Annotated in this window: 18 protein-coding genes and 1 pseudogene; 6 read left to right on the top strand and 13 right to left on the bottom strand. The window is 45.6% G+C overall.

The window, feature by feature from the left end:
* Positions 1 to 11: 11 nt before the first annotated feature.
* Positions 12 to 1,331 (bottom strand): bifunctional folylpolyglutamate synthase/dihydrofolate synthase, encoded by a 1,320-nt coding sequence (locus NBH07_RS03280; protein WP_009017275.1) that lies wholly within the window; start codon positions 1,329 to 1,331, stop codon positions 12 to 14.
* 83 nt (positions 1,332 to 1,414) lie between these two features.
* Between NBH07_RS03280 and NBH07_RS03275 the strand changes: the two genes are divergently transcribed.
* Entirely contained in the window at positions 1,415 to 1,672 is a 258-nt protein-coding gene (locus NBH07_RS03275; protein WP_005857574.1) for a TIGR03905 family TSCPD domain-containing protein, read from the top strand.
* On the opposite strand, the gene NBH07_RS03270 is transcribed toward NBH07_RS03275, so the two are convergent.
* The 6 genes and pseudogenes from NBH07_RS03270 to NBH07_RS22555 form a co-directional block, all read right to left on the bottom strand.
* Complete coding sequence (locus NBH07_RS03270) at positions 1,662 to 2,345, bottom strand: response regulator transcription factor (protein ID WP_005857572.1); 684 nt, start codon at positions 2,343 to 2,345, stop codon at positions 1,662 to 1,664. The genes NBH07_RS03275 and NBH07_RS03270 overlap by 11 nt on opposite strands.
* Before the next feature lie 24 nt (positions 2,346 to 2,369).
* Complete coding sequence (locus tag NBH07_RS03265; RefSeq protein WP_005857570.1) at positions 2,370 to 3,890, bottom strand: sensor histidine kinase; 1,521 nt, start codon at positions 3,888 to 3,890, stop codon at positions 2,370 to 2,372.
* 83 nt (positions 3,891 to 3,973) lie between these two features.
* Complete coding sequence (locus NBH07_RS03260) at positions 3,974 to 6,355, bottom strand: hybrid sensor histidine kinase/response regulator (protein WP_005857568.1); 2,382 nt, start codon at positions 6,353 to 6,355, stop codon at positions 3,974 to 3,976.
* Positions 6,356 to 6,450: 95 nt separating this feature from the next.
* Positions 6,451 to 7,332, bottom strand: coding sequence for a helix-turn-helix domain-containing protein (locus tag NBH07_RS03255; RefSeq protein WP_005857566.1), 882 nt, complete (start codon positions 7,330 to 7,332; stop codon positions 6,451 to 6,453).
* A 99-nt stretch (positions 7,333 to 7,431) separates the two neighbouring features.
* The gene (locus NBH07_RS03250; protein WP_005857563.1) at positions 7,432 to 8,418 is read right to left on the bottom strand and encodes a linear amide C-N hydrolase; all 987 of its coding nucleotides are present in this window, start codon (positions 8,416 to 8,418) and stop codon (positions 7,432 to 7,434) included.
* 84 nt (positions 8,419 to 8,502) lie between these two features.
* Positions 8,503 to 8,583: pseudogene (locus tag NBH07_RS22555) on the bottom strand (cysteine hydrolase); the annotation flags it as partial.
* Between the two features lie 183 nt (positions 8,584 to 8,766).
* Here NBH07_RS22555 and NBH07_RS03245 point away from each other — a divergent pair.
* Positions 8,767 to 11,133 (top strand): outer membrane beta-barrel family protein, encoded by a 2,367-nt coding sequence (locus tag NBH07_RS03245; RefSeq protein WP_009017276.1) that lies wholly within the window; start codon positions 8,767 to 8,769, stop codon positions 11,131 to 11,133.
* Positions 11,134 to 11,209: 76 nt separating this feature from the next.
* On the opposite strand, the gene NBH07_RS03240 is transcribed toward NBH07_RS03245, so the two are convergent.
* The gene (locus NBH07_RS03240) at positions 11,210 to 11,821 is read right to left on the bottom strand and encodes a MarC family protein (protein ID WP_005857556.1); all 612 of its coding nucleotides are present in this window, start codon (positions 11,819 to 11,821) and stop codon (positions 11,210 to 11,212) included.
* Between the two features lie 167 nt (positions 11,822 to 11,988).
* Between NBH07_RS03240 and NBH07_RS03235 the strand changes: the two genes are divergently transcribed.
* Entirely contained in the window at positions 11,989 to 13,314 is a 1,326-nt protein-coding gene (locus tag NBH07_RS03235) for a PhoH family protein (RefSeq protein WP_005857480.1), read from the top strand.
* A 73-nt stretch (positions 13,315 to 13,387) separates the two neighbouring features.
* On the opposite strand, the gene NBH07_RS03230 is transcribed toward NBH07_RS03235, so the two are convergent.
* The gene (locus tag NBH07_RS03230; protein WP_005857478.1) at positions 13,388 to 13,777 is read right to left on the bottom strand and encodes a putative quinol monooxygenase; all 390 of its coding nucleotides are present in this window, start codon (positions 13,775 to 13,777) and stop codon (positions 13,388 to 13,390) included.
* A 163-nt stretch (positions 13,778 to 13,940) separates the two neighbouring features.
* On the opposite strand from NBH07_RS03230, the gene NBH07_RS03225 reads away from it, so the two are divergent.
* Positions 13,941 to 14,945, top strand: coding sequence for a DUF4925 domain-containing protein (locus NBH07_RS03225; protein WP_005857477.1), 1,005 nt, complete (start codon positions 13,941 to 13,943; stop codon positions 14,943 to 14,945).
* Positions 14,946 to 15,036: 91 nt separating this feature from the next.
* Here the strand turns inward: NBH07_RS03225 and NBH07_RS03220 are convergent, their stop codons facing one another.
* From NBH07_RS03220 to NBH07_RS03205, 4 genes are read right to left on the bottom strand one after another with little or no spacing between them, the layout of a single operon-like run.
* Positions 15,037 to 16,122: an LptF/LptG family permease gene (locus tag NBH07_RS03220; protein ID WP_005857475.1), complete on the bottom strand. Its 1,086-nt coding sequence runs from the start codon at positions 16,120 to 16,122 to the stop codon at positions 15,037 to 15,039.
* A 12-nt stretch (positions 16,123 to 16,134) separates the two neighbouring features.
* Positions 16,135 to 17,265, bottom strand: a complete 1,131-nt coding sequence (tgt, locus tag NBH07_RS03215; protein WP_005857473.1) for a tRNA guanosine(34) transglycosylase Tgt — start codon at positions 17,263 to 17,265, stop codon at positions 16,135 to 16,137.
* Positions 17,266 to 17,301: 36 nt separating this feature from the next.
* Entirely contained in the window at positions 17,302 to 18,900 is a 1,599-nt protein-coding gene (locus tag NBH07_RS03210; protein WP_005857471.1) for a 4Fe-4S dicluster domain-containing protein, read from the bottom strand.
* Positions 18,901 to 18,906: 6 nt separating this feature from the next.
* Positions 18,907 to 19,839 (bottom strand): DUF362 domain-containing protein, encoded by a 933-nt coding sequence (locus NBH07_RS03205; protein ID WP_005857469.1) that lies wholly within the window; start codon positions 19,837 to 19,839, stop codon positions 18,907 to 18,909.
* Positions 19,840 to 20,075: 236 nt separating this feature from the next.
* Between NBH07_RS03205 and NBH07_RS03200 the strand changes: the two genes are divergently transcribed.
* Both NBH07_RS03200 and NBH07_RS03195 read left to right on the top strand, forming a co-directional pair.
* A complete protein-coding gene (locus tag NBH07_RS03200; RefSeq protein WP_005857467.1) occupies positions 20,076 to 20,855 on the top strand; it encodes a hypothetical protein in 780 nt (259 codons plus the stop codon).
* Between the two features lie 3 nt (positions 20,856 to 20,858).
* Positions 20,859 to 21,740, top strand: coding sequence for an aldose 1-epimerase family protein (locus tag NBH07_RS03195; RefSeq protein ID WP_005857465.1), 882 nt, complete (start codon positions 20,859 to 20,861; stop codon positions 21,738 to 21,740).
* Positions 21,741 to 21,772 lie beyond the last annotated feature (32 nt).

The following is a 21,772-nucleotide window of genomic DNA, read 5'->3' as shown; positions in this document are numbered from 1 at the left end:
ATAGAGTTATATTATTTGTATTCGTCTTCTTTCATGAACAAGGGGAGAGCGTCCGCTACGATAAACGTACTGCCTCCGATAAAGATCAGGTCGTTCTCACGAGCCCTTCTTAACGCTTTCTCGACAGCGTCTTGCACCGTATCGCAAAGGGTACCGGACAGTCCGTGACGCATGGCTTTCACGGCGAAATCCTCTACGGGCATTGCTCTCTCCACGGAGGCTTGCGTGAAGAAATAAAAAGCGTCTTGCGGCATCAAGGATAATACGCCGTCGATATCCTTGTCGTTTACCATGCCGACGATCATATAGATCTGCCCGCAATATTGACGCAAGACTTTCAGATGCTCCGCTAGATGCTCCCAGCCTCCTACATTATGCCCCGTGTCGCAAATGACGGTCGGTTTGGATTGCAAGGTTTGCCAACGTCCCATCAATCCCGTCAGTTTCGTTACGTGGGCGAAACCCTCGTGTACCGCTTCCGGGATGATATCTATACCCAATTCCGTTCGTAATATATGGATGGCGGATAATACGGTGACAGCATTTCTTACCTGCACCTCACCGCCAAGTTCTCCTTGGATTTCTCCATATTCAACGGAAGGGAAGAACCATTTGCCACCGACCGTCAGCCTGCACTCGTCTTTTACCATGTCCATTCGTTGGGCGTAGTAGAAAGGTGCGCCAACTTCTTCCGCCTTGTTTTTGAAAACGTCGTAAACCGATTGTTTCTCGGCTTCCCCAAGAAGTGCCGGTACGCCTTTCTTGATAATGCCGGCTTTCTCCGCCGCTATCTTCTCCTCCGTATCTCCCAAGAATTGCGTATGATCCAGACTGATATTCGTGATAATACTCAAGATCGGAGTGATAATGTTCGTACTGTCCAAACGACCGCCAAGCCCGACCTCGATAACCGCGTAATCTACCTGCTGGTCGCGGAAATACTCAAAAGCCATGCTGGACGTTAACTCGAAGAAAGAAGGATGGAGAGGCTCGAAGAAAGAACGATGACGCTCGACGAAATCAACCACGTAATCTTGGGAGATCTTTTTCCCGTTCACCCGGATGCGTTCCCGGAAGTCCACTAAGTGGGGAGAGGTATAAAGCCCGACCTTGAAACCGGATTGCCGGAGAATGGCCGCCAATAGATGGCTGACCGAGCCTTTGCCGTTTGTCCCGGCTACATGGATGGTCTTATAGGCTTTATGCGGATTTCCCAGATAATCATCTAGGGCGATACTTGTACCAAGACCGGGTTTGTAAGCGGAAGCTCCGCTGTGTTGGAAGACCGGGATGCTGGTATATAGATAGTGTAGCGTTTCCTCGTATGTCATGTTTTTGTAAATTAGATGCTACAAATGTAGTTAATTTTATTTATACCTTTGCGACTCGTTTATAAAAAGGAGAGAAAAAGAAAATGGAAACACGACGTATAACCTATACGCCTCAAGGAGGTGTTTGTTCTAAGTTGATGGTGATCGACGCGAAGGATGGCGTGATCGAGAATGTGCAGATTGTAGGAGGTTGCCACGGTAACGGGCAAGGCATGTGCGCCTTATTGAAAGGTATGCGCATCGAAGACGCTATCGGTCGTTTGTCTGGCATCGATTGTCATGGAAGGGGAACTTCATGCCCGGACCAGATGGCACAGGCATTGAAGCAATTCAATCAATGATCAGTTTATATCCGATTCCCCGGATATTCAAAATCTTGATAGACTCGTCTTTCGATAACTTATGACGTAGCTTGGTGATAAAGACATGCAGGCTGCGTGCGTTGAAGAAAGAATCATCCCCCCAAAGGTCTATCAAGATCCCTTTCATCGGTAATACTTGGTCCTTATTGTCGCAAAGGCGCTTCAATATCTCGGATTCCCGGTTGCTGAGGAGTTGTTTCTCTCCCCGGTAGACCAATGTCTGCGTGATGGAATCGAACGTATAAAGCCCGATACGGAAAGAGGTGGCTTCCGGTCTTTGGACGGACACCTTATGCAGTAACGCCTTGATGCGCACGATCAATTCCGCCATGCCGAAAGGCTTTTTCAAGTAATCGTTGCCGCCCAGCTCGAAGCCCTCTACCACGTCGTTGGCCGCGGAACGGGCCGATAGGAATAGGACAGGGGTATGCGTATCCGTCTTACGGATCAACTTGACCATCGTGAAACCATCCATCTTAGGCATCATGATATCCGCTACGATAATATCCGGCTTGATCTCCGCGTAACGGGAGAGGCCCTCCTCGCCATTCGCAGCTAGGGTGATATCGAACTCGTTCCCATCCAGCGTATCCTTGATGATCATGGCCAATGTAGGCTCGTCTTCTACTAGTAGTACTTTTATCTTTTCCATATTTGATACTTTATTTTCGGATTATTATTTAAAATGCAGGGTAAAGGTGGAGCCTTTGCCGGGGACGCTTTCCACACGGGCTGTTCCTCCATGTTTACCCATCATGTCTTTTACGTAATATAATCCTAGGCCATAACCTTTCACGTTGTGGATATTCCCGCTGGGAACCCGGAAGAACTTGTCGAATATCTGCCGCTGGTTGGCTTCGCTGATACCCGGGCCGTTATCGGTTATGGAGATTGTCGTTTCGTGATTGTCTTGCCGGGCTGTCGCTTCGATGCGGCAAGGTTCCTTGTCGGCGTATTTGATCGCGTTATCGATAAGGTTGCTCAACATATTATATAGGTGGGTACGATCGGCCACCAATTCTATATCCTCGGGGATGGAGCAAGTAAACTCCACGGGTTTGCTCGCTTTCAGTTTGTATTGCTCGATGAGGGAGTTCACCAACTCGTTTAATGAGATGGTTTCGGGGCGCAAGCGGAAGGTACTGCGGTTCTCTACGGCGAGTGTCAAGATTTGTTCCACCAATCCGGTAAGATGGATAAGTTGGTCTTTAACGATCGTCAGGTATTTCTTCTGTTTCTCGTTGACGGGATCGCTAAAGTTCAATAATGCGTCTACGGCGGCATAGCTGACGCTGATCGGGGTTTTCAGCTCATGCGTCATATTGTTGGTGAAATCGGTCTTCAATTCTTCCACGGTCTTTTGCTTTAAGATGGTGCGGAGTAAGTATATGAAAGCGCAAATGATCAGCAAAAGTAATAGGAAGGAGGAGATCAGGATGCCTTTCATCTGGGTGAGTATCACGCTGGCCGGCGATTTGAGGAACAGGCGATATTGTAACGTGCTCTCGTTATGGAGCGGGTAATCGAAATGCACGGGGTTTTTCCACGTAGTGAATCGTTCCGGCTTGTCCAGATGCATCCAACCCTTCTCGTCCCCGTTGTTTGGTTTATAAATCGTTACCAGCTCATGTTCCGTTACGATGTTTCTTGCCTCCAGCTCCGAGGTTAATAATTTGTTGTAGGTCTTGAAATCAATTGGTTTTATAGAATCTATATTTGCGTGCATCGCTTGCTGCACCATGTCCTCCACCTCGCCGATTACATATAGGTAATCCGTTAGGGTAGAGTCTATCGAGCTAAAGTCCTCCTCATCCCCGTAATCGATATGTAGTTTCATGTGTGAGTCGGGATTTGCCGTCTTGAAGATATCTTCCCGGTTAAGGTCAGGATCTTCTTTCTGCGGATGGATCGAAGCTTTTGCGTCCATCTTCTGCTTATTAGACGGATCTAGCTCTGAGCTGAAGTACACATCTTGGGTTTGAGGTCCCAGCGCTCCCTGTTCTTTTTTGATAGATCGGATGCGCAGGAACAACTCCTTATAGTCGGCGATCTTCATCGCTTCCTCTATATTGATCTCCATCTGTTTATATAATGTATCATATAAACCTTTCAGCCAGTATCCTTGGAAAACCAAAAGCCCGGCCAGCGATAGGACGATCAACAAAGCGATTAACTTAAAACGAAGTCTGATGTTCATGAAGTCTCTTTATGCTTATAATCGAATTGATCGCTAAAAATAGACAATTTTATTACATGAACTTTTAATACGCAAGATAAACTTTATGCGGGCGCTTGTAAATATTTACTAAGGATGCCCATCAACGCCCCAATATCAATCGGTTTAGCCAAATGATAATTCATGCCCGCTTTGATAGCGTTTGTCACGTCTTCGGAAAAAGCGTTGGCGGTCATGGCTATAATTGGCATATGTGCGATATCCCTTCGTTGGAGGGAACGAATCTGCCGGGTCGCCTCATAACCGTCCATGATAGGCATCTGGATATCCATCAGTATTATCTGGTAAAATCCTTCTTCCGATTGGGCGACTTTATGTACGGCGTCGAGCCCATTTATCGCCGTATCGATAGTGATACCGGTGCTGCCGATGATCTCTACGGCGATCTCACGATTTAACTCGTTATCCTCCACCAGCAAGATGCGCTTGCCGGAATAATCGACGTTTGATAACTTGAATGGGCGGATCGGTTCCGGCTGGTCTCCTTCGTCAAGGAAAGATCTCAATACTTGGAGTAGCTTGGACTTATAGAGAGGCTTGGTGATGAATCCATTGGCCTTAACCTCCTTAGCCTCTGCCTCATATTCCTCAAGATCGTATGCGGAGAGAATGATGATCGGTACGTCCGCTCCCACGAAACGTCTGATTTGCCGGGTTGTTTCAATGCCGTTCATTTGAGGCATCTTCAAGTCAATGATCACGGCGAAATACTCTTTCTCCGCTAAATGATGCTGTCGTACTTTTTCTATAGCTTCGCTACCTGAATATACGCATTCACTGTTTATCCCGATCTCTCGCAAACAGCTAGACGTGTTTAGACAAGCGATCTTATCATCATCTACCACAAGAACCTCTAAACCTTCTACCTCTATCTTATCATCGGGCTTCTGATCCCGACAAACCAATGGCATGTCGATGGTGAAGCGGGAACCTTTGCCATATTCACTCTCCACCTTGATATCTCCTCCCATCATCTGAATGATCTTATGGCTGATCGACATCCCGAGGCCAGTGCCTTGTATCCTCTTGATCTCATCATCGCTCGCACGCTCGAAAGGCTCGAAAATCTTATCCAGAAACTCCGGTTTCATACCTCTTCCGTTATCCTCAAACACGAATTGATAATTTCCGATGCCGTTATGAGGGTCCTTCTCGTAGATTTCTATCGTGATTCGCCCATTCTCCGGCGTATACTTAATTGCGTTCGAGAGGATATTCATCAATACCTGTTTGATACGCTGCGTATCGCCTTTTACATTCTCATGCCTAAGGTTCTTGACGTGTATATTTAAAGTTTGTTGTTTGTTTTTGATCTCCGGTTGCATCATAACGACCAAGTCTTGCAAGAGCTCACCCACATTGAACTCATCCTCCGAAAGAATTAACCTGCCACTTTCGATCTTGGACATATCGAGAACCTCATTAATCAGACTCAATAATAATTTAGAGGCTCCATTGATTTTTTCCATACAATCTAATATTCTTTCACGTTCATCTACATGGGCTTTGGCTATAGTCGCCATTCCCATGATGGCGTTCATGGGTGTACGGATATCGTGGCTCATGCGGGCGAGAAAATCAGATTTGGCTTGGTTGGCTTGTTCCGCCGACTTTAGTGCTTCTTTAAGTTGCTTTGACTGTTTCTCCAGTTTCTTTTGCAACTCCCTCTGTTCGGTAATGTCGGTGATATTGATGTAAACGATAAGATAGATAGGCTCGTCACCTTCCCAGCCGATACATTCCCCGTTCAACTGTAGCCAAGCGCCGTTGCCGTTTTTGTCTTTCGACTGGATAACGAAATGTACAGGTTCCCCTTTTAGCATACAGGGGATATGTGCGTTCATCGTATTACGGCTTGTTTCATCTAAACGGGAGAAAGGACTGAAAGATAAAAAAGAATTTTTATCGATACCAGAGAAGTCCATATATTTATCATTTGCCTCCAGCAATGTAAAACTGCCGTCTTTATGTACCTTATGCTTGGATATGAAGCCGGGGATATTATCATAAGTGATCGTTTGCTCGATCCGCCTTCGCATTACGTCCTCTACATCGGTCATTACCGTATAGGAGATAGGGATGCCGTCTTGTAGTTGGTCGGTAAACGTTGAGGTGATTTTAGTCCATCTTTTCCCTTTTCTCGTTGGCATCTGGATAACGGTTTCGTAACCGCTGGCTTTATTAGCTATCGTCTCGTAAACATTCTTGGATAATATATTCCAAGCTTCATCATAACCTTTAAAATACAAATCGGGTTTATTGTGGAAAAGAGCTTCATATTCTTCTTTGGGGTAACCTATCATATCGTAATAGAAGTCATTTGCCCATAAAAGTGTGAAATGCTCATCCAATAAATGTTTGCTGACGCTAGCTCCCGTAAGCCCCATCAATAAGTTGTATTCTAGATCCGTCTCTCGCCCTTCCATCGTATGTCTTTTTATATTATTCTACAAAAGTAAAAATTATAAAAGGTACCCTTGAAATTCTTCTTTTTGATAATATGTTCCGTTTTTGCTTTCGGCTAGTCGGATGTTTTCTGGTAACAAGAATAGGTATACGATTTACCCCTGTATTCTTGTGGAGTCATGCCTACATTTCGACGGAAGAACTTATTAAAGAACGATAGATTATTAAAGCCGAGGTCCATCGCTATGTTTTTGATTTCTTGGTTAGTCCCTTTTAACTGTGTCTTAGCGTCTATGATTATTGTTTGCGTGAGGATCTCTTGGGGAGTCTCGCCGATCGCTTTTTTGATGGATGTCGAGAAATAGGAGAACGTGAGGCCCAACTTCTCGGCATAAAACGATACGTTATGCTCTTTTGTATAGTATCTTAATACCATATTTAGGAACTCTTGATAGATTTGTAACGGACGTGTAAGTTCCTGTTTCTCTAATGGGTAATTTTTACTGTATATTTCTGCGATACCTTGACTACACATCATGAAAATGGCCTTTATCATCTCTTTATTGTTCAAGATATCGGGATATACGGCATATTGATAGAGAAGCTCGTAGAAGTTCGTGATCAGGTTGGCCCTGTTTTGGGATATTTTTATAATCGGATACCTGTAAATCATAAGTAGATAACCCATCGTGCTCTTGATAAAATTTGCGTAACACATAAAATCGAAAGAGAACGCTATGAAATAGATCAAGATGTCGGGGGATATCTCATGTATTTGTATGCGACTATTGGGCAATAGCGTTACAACATTGAGTTTCGAGGTGGTCAATTCTGACATATTGATAGTTGAGCGTATTTGCCCTTCCATGCAAAGGATAAAGACCCCGGCTTTTATCTTACAAGGAATATTTATAAACTCCTTGAGTTCATCGGCGGATATGTATTTACCAACCATAAAGTCTGTAGGTGAATCAAGGCAGAGGAACTGTTTATCCATATTGTAAGATTTTTGACGTCAAATATAAATATTAATTGAAACTCAAATGTTGTAAAAGGAAATATGGAACATATTATCCCAAAAAATAGTTAGCCAAGACTAAATAAGATCCTTTACACCCATAAACTTGAATGGTTGTGCCGGCTTAAAGTCTTTTGAAGTGTTGCCATGATAGGTCTCACCGTTGGCGATGGATAGTTTAAGTACCGGCGCACCCTCCGATAAGTCCATGTCTCTCAGTCGTACCCAGAAAGTGTTCGGGGTCAGGCTCGACTCAAAGAAATAAATCAGGTTCTTGCTTTCGGATACCGTTCTCCATTGCGTGGTGGATATCTCCGGACTCTCGGGAGTCGATATGCCATAAGGGACAGAGGCGTTACGGATCACGCTGAATACACAGGCGATAGCTATCTTCTCATCGTCCGTCTTAAGTACGGCATCTATATAAAAACTAGCTCTGGCAAAACGGTCGGATGCACGGTTGGTACCCGGAAGGAAACTCAGCCCTCCGATCGATTTCCAATATTCACAAAGAGCCAACTGTTTATTATAAGTAGGGGAGTTAGTCATCACCTTGTATTCCTTACTGTGATAAACGGTCAGTTTACCTCCTATGTATTCGAAGATAGCGCAATCACCGGTTGCGTCGGAAATCGATAAATGTAAGGTCGCCAAGCGGGAACCGTCCGGCATCTTATCCGATACTACTTGAAACGTATCTTCGTTGATAAAAGAGACCGCTTCTTCCACCGTAGCGAAATTATCCAACATATATTGTACCCATATCGTTATGGCAAGGCCCGGCTTATTCTTATCTCTGGCCGGATATTGGGCTTCGGGTAACCAGAGCAAATTAGCTACCAAACCTTTCTCGTTCATTCCGTCCGTACTGGCTATCTCGAAAGCGGAGGTGATGATGCTGCCGTATTTGGATTTCCACTTTAAAGAATCCTTTCCTGTCTCCCCGTTTCTCTCCATCCCCCTAGGAAACACCCATAGGTTACTATGCATATCGGTCTTCCAGTCCATCGTGCGACCAGTCGCTACCATCCCGTTTGTTCCCGAATAAACTACTCTTGTACACATGATTTTCAACTTTTAATAGGTTATCTTCAAATATTTGATTGATATATCAACAGTTAGAACCTCTTAATGTTCAGTTTACGTTTTCGCATCAAAGAGTACGGCGGCCTCGAAACCTTTTTCCTGCAATTCCCTTAGGTGAGATTTAGCACAAAGGATACCATTCATACTACTTTTCTGAAGGTGTTTTCCAGATTATCTTGTTCCTCTTTGTTGGGTTTGATAATTGGCGATAAGACTAAATAACATTCCTGATAAGACAAGGTAAGACTTCGTAAGTGAGTGGTAACATAGTTTCTTTTAAGAATACGTTTCTTTTGTATGAACGAAAAATGATAAAAACAAACCGATATGAAACGTACTATTTACTACATGATTTTATGCTTGCTGATGAGTCTCGGTGAGATTATGGCACAAGGTATTTCCGGAAAAGTGATGGATGGCAAGGAACAACCGATAGATGGAGTGGCGGTGATTTTACAGACCCTTGACTCTGTATATGTGGATGCCGTGGTTACCGATACGCTTGGGGATTTTCGATTGAATCATCCGCTAGACCAGTCGTATCGACTTATTTTCCAGCACATCTTATATAATACGATAGGGAAAAAGATAACTACCGCCAACGTAGGTACGGTGGTGCTGGAGGAGAAAGATTATCAGTTAGCCGAGATTACCGTAAAGGGAGAACGCCCGCAAGTGAAACTGGAGGGAGGCAAGCTGACCTATGATATCCCTCAACTGATGAAGGATAAGACTGCCACGAACGCTTTTGAGATCATCAAGGACTTACCGGGGCTTATCGAGCGGAATGATAATCTGGAACTGGTAGGGGCCAGTCGTTTGAATATAATCTTGAATGGGCAGTTGACGACAATGTCGGCAGATCAATTAATCCAGTTACTGAAAACTATGCCAGCCTCAAGGGTCGAAAAGGCTGAGGTGATGTATAACGCTCCAGCTAAATATAATGTCAAGGGGGCGTTACTCAATGTCGTATTAAGTAAGAATGAGTCCGAGACTCCTTCTTGGCAAGGTGAAACGGGTGTGGATTACACCCAATATCGCCATGCGGGGGGAGATGCGCATGTGAATTTACTTTATACGAATAAGAGCTTTAGCTTAGATTTCCTGTTGAATGGTAATAAGAGACGGGATGTGATGGGGGAGGATATGTTGGCCCGCCATACATTAAATAGTGGTATGACGGAAATAAGCCAACATAATCGGGCCCTTGTCCATGTAAATAGAGGAACGGTTCGTCTGGGAATGGATTATACGTTCGCGAATGAGGATAAACTCTCTTTGGCATATTATCTGAAGGGAGATAAAGTCTTATCGGACCGTGATGCCTTTACCTCATATCTGGATCTGTCGAAGCCGGAAAATAAAAGTGAGAGTACGAGCTTGGTCCGTGACGACGGGCACTCCGCTATCCATAATATACGTTTACAGTATGACGGACATGCCGGGATATCGGCAGGAGCGGATTTTACTCGTTATCATTCGCCCTCGGTACTTGATTACCATGATACGAATACGAATGGTTCCCGGACTGATATGATAAATAATACGAGACAGGATGTATCCCGCTGGTCCGTATTCCTAAATAAGACACATAGTTTCGCTTCCGGGTGGGGATTGAATTACGGCGTGCATGGAGGTTACGCCTCGTCGAAAAACTATTCGGAGTATTTATATGAGCAAGGTGCTGGCTATGAGATGGACGAGGAAGCGTTGGAGGATAATACACAAAAGGAATACATCGCTGATATTTTCGCAGAGGTATCGAAAAGCTTCGGAGAGCGTTTCTCTGCTACGGTTGGGCTGAAAGGGGAGTATTTTAAGTCTGACTACACCTCTAGCCGGGAAAATATGAACCTATGGAATGAGGGGGCGTTGTTTCCTACCGTATCCCTGAGCTATACGTTTTCTCCCCGCCATATTTTACAGTTCGATATAAGTAGCGATAAGACCTACCCCGGTTATTGGCAAGTCTCCCCGCAAGTAACGCCTCTAAACTCTTACTCGGAGGTGGCGGGAAATCCCTTGTTGAAACCTTATCGCACGTATGAGGGGCAGATGGTCTATATCTTCCGCCAAAAGTATATGCTGGTAGCGTTCTGTGAATACACGCCGGATTATTTCGCCCAACTTCCTTATCAAAGCGATACGGAACTGAAGACCGTTTTTCGTTTCGAGAATATGGATTATAGTCTGGAAACGGGATTGGCGGTGATCATTCCTTTTAATGTGGGTCGTTTTTGGAATAGCCGCATCACACTGCGAGGTTGGAGGATGCAAGAAAAGAATGATAACTTCCACGGCATCTCATATAACCGTGAGGCTTATCTAGGATTAGCGCATATGAGTAACACATTTAACCTATGTGATAAACCGAATTTAAAAATGACGATAGACGGCCAATACGTGACTCCCGGTGCTATCCAAGGTATATACGACTTGGGTTCCATGTATGAGATATCCGCTGGATTAAAATGGACTTTCTTGAATGACCGTGCCAGCTTGACACTTAAAGGAGACGATATTTTCGCCAGCAGCATTCCACGTACCATCAAGATAAACCAAGGCAATCAATGGAGCCGGATGAGGAAATTGAATGATGAGAGATGTCTGAAATTATCTTTTGTCTGGAAGTTTGGTGGTTACAAGGAGAAGGAACATGATTCGATAGACACATCTCGTTTCGGAAAATAATAGATGCCTTGTAGTTTCATCCTAATGAACTCTTTGTTTCAATAGGATGAAACTGGATGCTCTTTTAAAGGAAATCCTATATTGCTTTCGTACTCGCTTCTATCTGTTCCATTAGCAGGGTGATATTGCTCATGAATAATTTTACGGATATCGCCAATAAAATGATACCGAAGAATTTACGGATCAAGTAAATACCGCCTTTTCCTAAAACCCTTTCCACCTTCCGTGTCATACGAACCACGAAATATACCCATAGCATATTCAATATTAACGCCACGATAATATTCACGCTGGCATATTCCGCACGGAGCGATAATAAAGTGGTGAACGATCCCGCTCCGGCTAGCAACGGGAATACCAGCGGCACCAACGTAGCCTCCTTGATTGGCCCTTGATTCTTGAAAATCTCTATGTCGAGAATCATCTCTAAAGATAGGAGGAAGATCACAAAAGCGCCGGCCACGGCAAACGACTCGATGTCCACATGGAAAAGCCTGAGCAATATATCCCCGGCGTAGAAGAACCCTAATAACAATAGAAAAGAGATTAGGGTTGCCTTCAACGCATTGACATCCTTGCCTTTATCCTTTAGGTCTATGATGATGGGAATAGCTCCGATTATATCGATAACAGCGAATAATACGATAAAGGCGCTAAGTATTTGCTGGAAATTGAAATTTGTGAACATGATGTTATCCTCCTGTGTTTTTTAATCCTCGTAAAGATACATATTTTCTTTGAATTGGTCAATATGACGAAATTATTGGTGTGTGTAACTAATTTTAGCAGGCCTGAACTATCAACGTGTCAGAATTGTTCTTATATTAGAAGCAATAATCATTAAATCGAAAGGCCATGGGAGCAAAGAAGAATTTTGTGTTGGACACGAATGTCATATTACATGACTATAAGTGCATCGAGAACTTTCAGGAAAATGATATCTATCTACCCATCGTGGTATTAGAAGAGTTGGACAAGTTCAAGAAGGGGAGTGAGCAGATCAATTATAATGCCCGTGAGTTTGTTCGGGAGCTAGACTTATTGACCAGTAATGACCTGTTCTTGAAAGGCGCCTCACTAGGACCGGGAAAAGGTACACTCTATATCGTGACCGGTGATAAGTACCAGGAGAAAATAGCGCATTCTTTTCCGGATAAAACTCCAGATCACCGTATCTTGTCTTGTGCGTTGACGATCGCCGAGAAGAATCCGAAGATCAAGACAACCTTGGTCAGCAAGGATGTGAACCTTCGTATGAAGGCTCGTTCTTTGGGTATTCCCGTTGAGGATTATATCACGGATAAGGTCGTGAATGTAGATATTTTCGAGCGTGCGCAAGAGACCTATGAGAATATAGACCCCGATTTGATCGACAAGATCTACAGCTCTCCGGAAGGCGTGGACGCAGATTCGTTGGATATCAAGTCTAAGCTCGACCCGAACGAATGCTTTATCTTGAAAAGCGTACGTAATAGTGTATTGGCTCGCTACAATCCGTTTACGGATAAGATCAAGAAGGTGGATAAAGGCACGAACTTTGGTATCCAGCCCCGTAATGCCGAGCAGAGTTTCGCTTTCGAGGTGTTGAACGATCCGAATATCAAGCTGGTGGGGTTGACCGGAAAGGCCGGTACCGGAAAGACGTTGTTGGCGTTGGCCTCTGCCTTGAAACAAGCCGGCACGTATAAACAGATACTTTTGGCCCGTCCGATCGTCGCTTTGGCGAATAAGGATCTCGGTTTCCTTCCGGGTGACGAGAAGCAAAAGGTCGCTCCTTATATGCAACCTCTATTCGATAACCTGAACGTGATCAAGACTCAGTTTGCCCCGGGTAATCCCGATGTCCGTAAGATCGACGATATGCAGAAGAACAACCAGTTGGTGATCGAGGCGTTGGCCTTTATCCGGGGGCGTAGCTTGTCCGAGACTTATTGTATCATCGATGAGGCCCAGAACCTCACGCCGCATGAGATCAAGACGATTATCACCCGTGCGGGAGAGGGAACGAAGATGGTCTTCACGGGAGATATCCAACAGATTGACTCCCCGTATCTAGACGCCCAAAGTAATGGCTTGGCCTATATGATCGACAAGATGAAAGGACAGGACTTGTTCGCCCATATCAACTTGATAAAAGGCGAGCGAAGCGAGTTATCTGAATTGGCGTCAGATCTTTTGTAATTAAATATAGGGAATTGAAGATTAAAAATCAAGCTTCACGAAGCGTTTATTTTCAATCTTCAATTCTTAACGATTAATCGTTTACACTCGGGCAGACATAAATCTTCCGGAAACTACCTTTATAGGAAGGATCTCCCATATCTTTGATCTCATTCAGATGTTGTTTAAGATGGGCGGTTTCGCCGTGCTTTTGTAATTCCCCGTCGTTTTTCCAAGTCTCGGCGATAAAGAATTCGGTGCTATCGGTGAGGGACTGGTACATGCCATAGTCGATACATCCCGGTTCTAGCAACGTGCTTTCCTTGCATTTCAAGAATGATTCCTTTAAGGCGGAGACACATTCGGGTTTTACTTTCCGTTTGATATTCAGTACGACTTCCATGGATTCTTTATTGCTTCCTCCATTCGTGCAACCGGATAGAGCGATTAATACGCAGGCCATTGAGATAAACACTTTCTTCATGATAGATTGTTTTTAAGTATTTGATACGACAAAAGTAATGAATTTTTGATCTAAACACAGGAATCGAACATCTGATATTAAATTATTGTTGTTAGTGGAAGTTGGAATGGATATATTTGTGATAATATTAATAGCTATTTATGTTAAATTTAAAACAAGAGTCATGAGAAAGAGTTTGTTGTATGTATTTGCCGTGATTTGCACGATGGGTTTTTTTACGGCATGTGGTGATGATGACGATTCAAGTTCTTCCGGTAACTGGCAAGATCTGTCGAAAACGTACGAGGGTAAGAGCGTTAATCTGGTAATGGGTGAAGTGACAGTCCCTGTTGACGGTAAATCGGTCGTGATTGCCGCTTCCTCTGCGGAGAAGGCATCCGTAACCTTGAACAATATCATCCCCGAAAATAAGTCGGTCGCTATCGATGCCGCGTTGAAGGAAGCGGATGGCACTTATACGTTTACCGGCGAGAGTACGGTTGGCGATTGCGTGGTATCAGTAAATGGTACGGTGAAAGGGGGCGTAGCTTCTGTTGTTTATACTCGTAAATTAACTTCTTCTATCGTAGGTAATTGGAGTTTGAAAGTGGGCGTGGAAGCTATCTATGCGAATATCGTTACCGGAAATTCTACGATCGATGATCTCGTGCGTATGATAAAGCCTGCTATCAGTAACTTGATTTGGGGCAAAGTAAGCGCTGTAAATGTTAACTTACCGGAAGATGGAATCTTCGATGTTTCTTGGAGACCTATAGGGGCTTCTGAGGATAAAGGAATCGGTGAGATCACAAAAATGGCAAGTATCCAATATTGTGTGGTAGACGGGAAATTTATGGTGGCTGTGGATAAAAATTATGTGACAGTCTTGACTACTTTATTACAACAGGCTGCTGGTGACAAATTGGAGGCCGCTGGTATCTCTATTGACGAGATCATGAAGCTTTTGGTTGATTTAGGAGGTTATTATGGTCTACCTCTTAACATGAAGGTGGATGGAAGTGAGGCTACTTTTTATGCGGATAAGGATTTAATCGTACCGGTTTTGACCATGATAGCTCCTATCTTGAAACCGATGGTTCCGGAGAATTATCAGCAAATGGTAGATATGGTATTGCAACTACTTCCGAACGCAAAAACGTTAGAGTTTGGACTTAATTTCACGAAATAATTGAAAATCCTAGGTTGTAGAGACGGAGTACACACCGTCTCTACAACTGGATGAAATTTGGCAGGGTTATACCAATATAGGAGTTAATCAATTACCTTGGTGCTTTCTGATATAAGAATATCGCTATAAATGTATAAACTATATTCGGTATCCAAGCTGCTACGGCAGGACTCACATAACCATTAATAGCGAAGGTGGAAGTAACCGTCATAAACAGGATGTAAGAAAAACTCAACGCCAATCCGATACCAATATTCATACCCATACCTCCCTTTATTTTCCGGGAAGACAACGACGCTCCGATAGAAGTCAAGATAAACGCCGCCATGATCGTGGCGAAGCGCTTATGATACTCGATCTGGAAGGTCTGTATATTCCCGATACCTCTTTTTTTCTGCCGGTTGATATACGTATTTAGCTCGGGCGTTGTCATCGTCTCGCAATCATTCACGGAAATCAGGAAGTCCGAGGGCACGATGGTCAAGGTCGTATCCTTACGGGAGCCTTGGGAAATATGTTCCCGCATGCCATCGAAATCACGGATCATATAATCGATAACGGTCCATTGATAAAGCGAGTCGTATTTGATCGACTTGGCGGTCAGACGGGAGATCAATTTTTTATCCTCGAAATGCTCCAGAGAGAAACGGTATCCCATGTTCGAGCGAGCGTCATAGCTATCGAAATAAGCGATAACACCCGGCTCGATCTCCAATTGGGCGTTCTTCACGTAATCCACCTTCTTGTTACGGATATATTTGTTCTGGAAATCGATACGAGTCTCATTCGCCGGGGGAATGATGTAAGCGTTCAGGATAAACGTCACGATAGCGATAATCGTAGCCGAGACCGCATAAGGAAGCATTAACCTACGGAAACTCATACCGCTGGCAAGCATCGCTATGATCTCCGAACGATCCGCTAGCTTCGACGTGAAAAAGATCACGGCGATAAATGTGAACAACGGACTGAACAAATTGGCGAAATAGGGGATAAAGTTCAAGTAATAATCCACGATGATCGCTTTTAAGGGGACATCCGGATTCAAGAACTTATCGATCTTCTCGTTTATATCGAAAACGACGGAGATAGAGATAATCAAGGCGATAGCGAACACGTACGTGCCCAGAAACTGCTTGATGATATACCAATCGATCCGTTTTAGTTTAAATTTCATCTGTCTCGTTTTTTATAACCGGTTCGCTAATTGACGGACCATACCACTTTTCCATGTAGTAAAATCGCCAGCGATGATATGTGCCCTCGCTTCTTTCACCAACCATAGGTAGAAGGCGAGGTTATGGATAGAAGCGATCTGTAAGCCAAGCATTTCTTTCGCCTTGATCAAGTGGTGCAGATAAGCCTTGCTATATAAGGTATCCACGTAGGAATGTCCGTCCGGATCGACCGGCGAGAAATCGTTCTCCCATTTCTTGTTACGCATATTGATAGTACCGAAACGCGTGAAAAGTTGGCCGTTGCGCCCGTTGCGGGTTGGCATGATACAGTCGAACATATCGATGCCTCGTTCGATCCCTTCCAGTAAATTGATCGGGGTACCTACGCCCATCAAGTAACGAGGTTTATCTTTCGGTAAGATATCGTTTACGACCTCGATCATCTCATACATCTTATCGGTAGGCTCGCCAACGGCCAGTCCCCCGATAGCGTTTCCATCGGCGCCTTTTCGGGCCACGTTCTCCGCCGCCCTCTGCCGCAAGTCCGTATAGACGCATCCCTGTACGATCGGGAAGAGACTTTGCCGGTAGCCGTATTTCGGCTCCGTGCTGTTGAAGCGGGCGAAACAACGATCCAGCCAACGCTCGGTCAGGCCCAGTGATTGCTTGGCGTAATTGTAGTCGGCATCTCCCGGGCAACACTCATCGAAGGCCATGATGATATCCGCACCGATAGAGCGTTCGATATCCATCACCTTCTCCGGCGTGAACATATGCTTGGAGCCGTCGAGATGCGAGCGGAACTCGGCTCCCTCTTCATGCAGCTTACGATTGTCGGAAAGAGAGAATACCTGAAACCCCCCGCTATCGGTCAATATCGGGCGATCCCATGTATTAAACTTATGCAAGCCTCCGGCCTGCTCCAAGATCTGGATACCGGGACGAAGATACAGATGGTACGTATTCCCCAAAATGATTTGTGCCTTGGTATCTTCCTTTAGCTCGGTCATATGTACACCCTTTACCGTACCTTGCGTACCCACGGGCATAAAAATAGGCGTCTCGATTACCCCGTGATCGGTGGTAATCAAGCCCGCCCTAGCGTTCGATTTCGTATCGTTATACTGTAATTCAAATGTCATGTATCAAAAATTTGTGACAAAGGTAGCATTTTTCTCTTAGAATCCGAAGTCATCTATTTCTACCTTTTTCACCTCTTCCTCTTTAGGCTTCTCCACGAACTTGTGTACTTCGTTCGCCTTGATGATGATCGCTCTCATCGGGCGTACGGGACAGATCGATTCGCAGCCGCCACAACCGATGCAAAGATCGGGGTTTACTTGCGGGATGGTCAGCGTGCCCTCGTAAGGAACCATATGCACGGCTTGGGTAGGGCAGTGCTCCGAACAAGCCCCGCAATCCGTCCCCTCCGTCTTTACGATACAACGGTTGATGAAGAAGGTGGCGATGCCCACTTGTGTAGTCGCTTTCTCTTCCTTGGTAAGCGGCTTTATAGCGTGCGTGGGGCAAACCTCCGAGCAGACCGTGCATTCGTAATTGCAATAACTGTCGATGTAAGCGATACGGGGTTTCAACATATAATCAAAGCCATACTCCAATCCCGTGGGACGTAGTACATGACTCGGGCATTGAGTCACGCAAATCTGGCATCCGGTACATACATCCTTGAAACGTTCTAAGCTGATCGCTCCCGGCGGTACGATAGGGGGCCATTTATTGCCGTGCTTACCTTGCCCGTGCTGCCCTTTGCCATGCCCTTTTTCCATTCCTTGGGCAATGGTGGATACGATCGGGAGGGAGACCGCGACGGTAGCCCCTGCCGAGAGAAATGTACGGCGGCTGTTCGGAGCGGTAGCCTGTTGGATCACGTCCGTTTGTGCGCGAGCTGTTTCGGCTTCTTTCTTGAAGGAAGGCTTGAAACGGTATTGCAATCCTCCTTTAGCGCACGAGGACACGCAGTTGAAGCAATCTACGCAACGGGAGGTATCTACGGTGAGGTTCTTGCTGTCGATCGCCTCCGCCTTACAAGTATGCTCGCAATTACCACAATGCGTACAAGCTTCTTTGTCAAAGGAGATCCGGAAAAACGAATACCGGGAGATCAGGCTCAACAGCGTTCCTACCGGGCAAAGCGTATTGCAGAACAACCTTCCCCGGAATACGACCATGAGGATGAATACGAGCAACGCGACCAAAGCGGATATCACGCCGAATACCGTCACGTTGCTAATCGTGACGTGATAAAGCGTATAGTTATCCATCCGTGCCAATCCGTCGGCCAGCAGGTTATTGACCCACATGACGACCGGACGGAACAGGTTGTTCGCTATACGGCCGAAGTTACTGTACGGATCTAGCAACGTACATAATTCGATCATCCCGAAAACAGCCAATACGAATGTAAGCCCGAGAATTGAGTACCGTAAGATATTCATGGGCTTATGATAGCTGAACCTGCGTACTCCTTTCTTTTTCTTCTTCCCGATACAGAAAACCCGGTTGATAATATCTTGCAATACGCCCGCCGGGCAAATAACCGAGCAATAGATCCGGCCGAACAATAAAGCCAATACGAATTGGAAGACTACCAACCCCGCCATCCCCCCTAAAATAGCGGGCATGATCTGGAGATGCAACAACGTGTGCAGGTTGTCCGGCAATACATCGGCGAAATCAACGAAGAATAAAAGTATGGGTACGAAAATGAGGATCGCGAGTACGACCCGCAATCCTTTTAAGTAATTAGGCTTCTTCATCCTCGATTATATCTTAATACGTTTGATCGTGACATTATCCAGATTCGTCGTACCTAGCTTTAAAGCCTCGCCTTTACCGATATGACCTACGGCGGCCATATCCAGCTTCTTCACTTGGTTGAACAGGCGAAGGGCAGCGGTGTCGATAGCGACGATATTCGGGGAAGCGATCAAGGATTTCAAGGTAGCCACATCGGCAGCGCTCTTTCCTTGTGGGCCGTTTTGGTGCATGATACGATAAGCGTCCACGATGTTCAATACCGGTTTCTTTTGCCAAGTGCAAATATCGGCGATGCATTGTTGCAAATCATTTTGATGGAAGAAACGGCGATCCCATACGATTCCCATATAGTTCTTCATGGCGCAAGTCATCTTCGCCCCACCATGGTTCTTCAATACGGGGACGTTGATCCATGCGTCCGCCTCGATCAGGGCCTCATGGATCTTGGCGCTTTTCAGGTTCACGCCACCCGGAATGGATACTTCCTTAAAATATTTCTCATCGTTGGCAGGCATGATGATACCTCCGGCCTCTTTTACGGCCTCGGCGATCCCGCTTGTCTCGTAGCATTTCTGCCAGTTATCGCAGGTGTGGTCGAATACGGTCACTTTAGAGGCGCCGGCCTCCAAGCATTTTTTGACCAAGGCTTTCACTAATTTGGGGTTCGTATTACCTGCCAATTCAGGAGAGCGGTCCCAGCCGATATTCGGCTTGATCACGATCTTTTGTCCTTTCTTCACGAAGTTTCCGATACCGCCAAGGGCTTCCAAGGCTTTATCTAGCATCACCTCCGGCTCTCCACCCATAACTGCTACCATATCGGGAGCCTTCTCTACGGCTACGGTGTTCGTGGAAAGGGCCGCTTGCAGACCTTCAAAATTTAAGGATAGAGCCGCACTAGCGATGACACTGGTCTTTAAAAAATCACGACGTTTCATAATTGTATACTATATTGGTTTATATTTGATTTACGGTACGGTCTTTTTTATTCGCTTGTTATTCCGAACAAAGATAATGATTATTTTGATATGCGAGTCAACTCCTTTTACAAAGTAGAACTGCTTTTTACTGCAACCCGGGTTGCAGTGATCTTGCGTAATAAGATAATTTCTTGTCGGAAGGCATATCGGTTCTGATAATATTTTTCTACCTTGCGAGGCAAAAAACAGATTGTATGGTTTTATATTGTAGAGTATCATTGAACGCTTTTGTCGAAAGCTTTCGGAATACCTCGGGGCCTGATTCCTTTTTCACGCTTCCGGCGAAGGGGTTGATGCATATCGTGCCGCAGGAGGAGATCGAGTATGGGCTTTCCTTGCTTAGGGAGTCTATCGGCTTGTATGAGGAACGCAAAGGGATACCTGTGGAAAAGAGCAAGAAGGCGATGCCCTTTTTCAGACAGGACAGCCGGATGCTGGTGGGGCCGGAGATAGGCATGTACGTGATCCCTTTGTATGAGAAACCCGGTGAGCCGGCCCGGTCTGCCGAGCCTTCTCTGGTCCTTGAGCTGGACTATCAGTCGTTGGGCGAGCTTTGCCTGTTCGAGAATTATTCCCTGTTGTCCTGCAAGTATGAGAAGGAGCCTATCTTGAACCATTTTACGGCACAATTGGAAAAGGAATACGATACCTTCTTTTTTGATGAGGAGCACACGGGCTTTACGCCTGATTCCCGCTTTTTCTCGATGCTGTGTAACGCCTGTCTGGAGGTGAAGCAGCCTTCCTCGGTGGGGGATAAGGAATGGCGGTTGGCCTCGCTGCAAGCTACGGATGAGGTGCTCTATCGTTATGAGCATGGAAACTTGATCCCATACGTTCCGATATCGATGCCGGTAGACTGCCTGAAACGGGTTTATCTGGAAGATTTCCGGCGACAGCCCTTATTATTCGGTACTTTGAACGGTTTCTTGAAAAGCAAGGGACTTCCCGCCGAACAATTACTAAACTTATCATAAGGAATGAAGACAGTATCAAATCAAGAACTAACGATCCGTGTCTCCGAACATGGAGCGGAGTTGAGTAGTATCGTAGCGAACGCTACGGGAAAGGAGTATCTCTGGCAAGCGGACCCCGCTTTCTGGAAACGTCATTCCCCGGTATTGTTCCCGATCGTCGGGAGCGTATGGAAGGCCGAGTATCGGAACGAGGGAACCGTGTATCCGCTGTCGCAGCACGGCTTTGCGCGGGATATGGATTTTACGTTGATCGATGAGGCGGAGAACGAGTTGCGTTTTGCGCTGGAAAGTACCCCGGACACGCTGAGAGCCTATCCGTTCCCTTTCCTTCTGGAGATCGGGTATCGTTTGGAGGGCAATAAGGTGGAGGTGCTTTGGCGTGTGAAGAATACGGGAGATAAGACGATGCATTTCCAGATCGGCGCTCATCCGGCTTTCCTGTACCCGAATTATGAGGTGGATCAACCGGATCGAGGGTATTTCGCTTTCGATGTGAAAAAAGATCTCGTATACCGTGCGCTGGTGGAGAAAGGGTGCGTAGGGGATGTGGTTCGTCCGGTACCTTTGGATGCGGACGGCTTGCTGCCGTTGAATATCCATACGTTCGATATCGATACGTTTATCTTGGAGGACAGCCAGATTAAGCGGGTGGACTTATTGGATGTGGAGAAACGCCCGTACCTTTCGCTCACCTTTACGGCTCCGGTGGTCGGTTTATGGTCTCCGCCTACGAGAAACGCTCCGTTTGTCTGTATCGAACCTTGGTATGGACGTTGCGACCGGGTGGATTATACGGGTGAGTATAAAGACCGGGATTGGGTATGGCATTTGGAACCGGGAGAGCTCTTCGATGCCTCCTATACGATAGAGATAGCGGGGGCTTGATCGCTTCGTTGATATTTGCCGTAGGCAGACGA

It is taken from the genome of Parabacteroides sp. B2-S-102 (assembly GCF_023656665.1).
Taxonomy (GTDB): Bacteria; Bacteroidota; Bacteroidia; order Bacteroidales; family Tannerellaceae; genus Parabacteroides; species Parabacteroides distasonis.
Note: the sequence above shows the minus strand (reverse complement) of the source record. Positions and strands in the feature narration are given on the sequence as shown.

What these genes read in the sequence shown, in the direction of transcription:
- NBH07_RS03280 (WP_009017275.1), bottom strand. Translation starts at nt 1,331, where the DNA reads ATGACATACGAGGAAACGCTACACTATCTATATACCAGCATCCCGGTC.
- NBH07_RS03275 (WP_005857574.1), top strand. Translation starts at nt 1,415, where the DNA reads ATGGAAACACGACGTATAACCTATACGCCTCAAGGAGGTGTTTGTTCT.
- NBH07_RS03270 (WP_005857572.1), bottom strand. Translation starts at nt 2,345, where the DNA reads ATGGAAAAGATAAAAGTACTACTAGTAGAAGACGAGCCTACATTGGCC.
- NBH07_RS03265 (WP_005857570.1), bottom strand. Translation starts at nt 3,890, where the DNA reads ATGAACATCAGACTTCGTTTTAAGTTAATCGCTTTGTTGATCGTCCTA.
- NBH07_RS03260 (WP_005857568.1), bottom strand. Translation starts at nt 6,355, where the DNA reads ATGGAAGGGCGAGAGACGGATCTAGAATACAACTTATTGATGGGGCTT.
- NBH07_RS03255 (WP_005857566.1), bottom strand. Translation starts at nt 7,332, where the DNA reads ATGGATAAACAGTTCCTCTGCCTTGATTCACCTACAGACTTTATGGTT.
- NBH07_RS03250 (WP_005857563.1), bottom strand. Translation starts at nt 8,418, where the DNA reads ATGTGTACAAGAGTAGTTTATTCGGGAACAAACGGGATGGTAGCGACT.
- NBH07_RS03245 (WP_009017276.1), top strand. Translation starts at nt 8,767, where the DNA reads ATGAAACGTACTATTTACTACATGATTTTATGCTTGCTGATGAGTCTC.
- NBH07_RS03240 (WP_005857556.1), bottom strand. Translation starts at nt 11,821, where the DNA reads ATGTTCACAAATTTCAATTTCCAGCAAATACTTAGCGCCTTTATCGTA.
- NBH07_RS03235 (WP_005857480.1), top strand. Translation starts at nt 11,989, where the DNA reads ATGGGAGCAAAGAAGAATTTTGTGTTGGACACGAATGTCATATTACAT.
- NBH07_RS03230 (WP_005857478.1), bottom strand. Translation starts at nt 13,777, where the DNA reads ATGAAGAAAGTGTTTATCTCAATGGCCTGCGTATTAATCGCTCTATCC.
- NBH07_RS03225 (WP_005857477.1), top strand. Translation starts at nt 13,941, where the DNA reads ATGAGAAAGAGTTTGTTGTATGTATTTGCCGTGATTTGCACGATGGGT.
- NBH07_RS03220 (WP_005857475.1), bottom strand. Translation starts at nt 16,122, where the DNA reads ATGAAATTTAAACTAAAACGGATCGATTGGTATATCATCAAGCAGTTT.
- tgt (WP_005857473.1), bottom strand. Translation starts at nt 17,265, where the DNA reads ATGACATTTGAATTACAGTATAACGATACGAAATCGAACGCTAGGGCG.
- NBH07_RS03210 (WP_005857471.1), bottom strand. Translation starts at nt 18,900, where the DNA reads ATGAAGAAGCCTAATTACTTAAAAGGATTGCGGGTCGTACTCGCGATC.
- NBH07_RS03205 (WP_005857469.1), bottom strand. Translation starts at nt 19,839, where the DNA reads ATGAAACGTCGTGATTTTTTAAAGACCAGTGTCATCGCTAGTGCGGCT.
- NBH07_RS03200 (WP_005857467.1), top strand. Translation starts at nt 20,076, where the DNA reads ATGGTTTTATATTGTAGAGTATCATTGAACGCTTTTGTCGAAAGCTTT.
- NBH07_RS03195 (WP_005857465.1), top strand. Translation starts at nt 20,859, where the DNA reads ATGAAGACAGTATCAAATCAAGAACTAACGATCCGTGTCTCCGAACAT.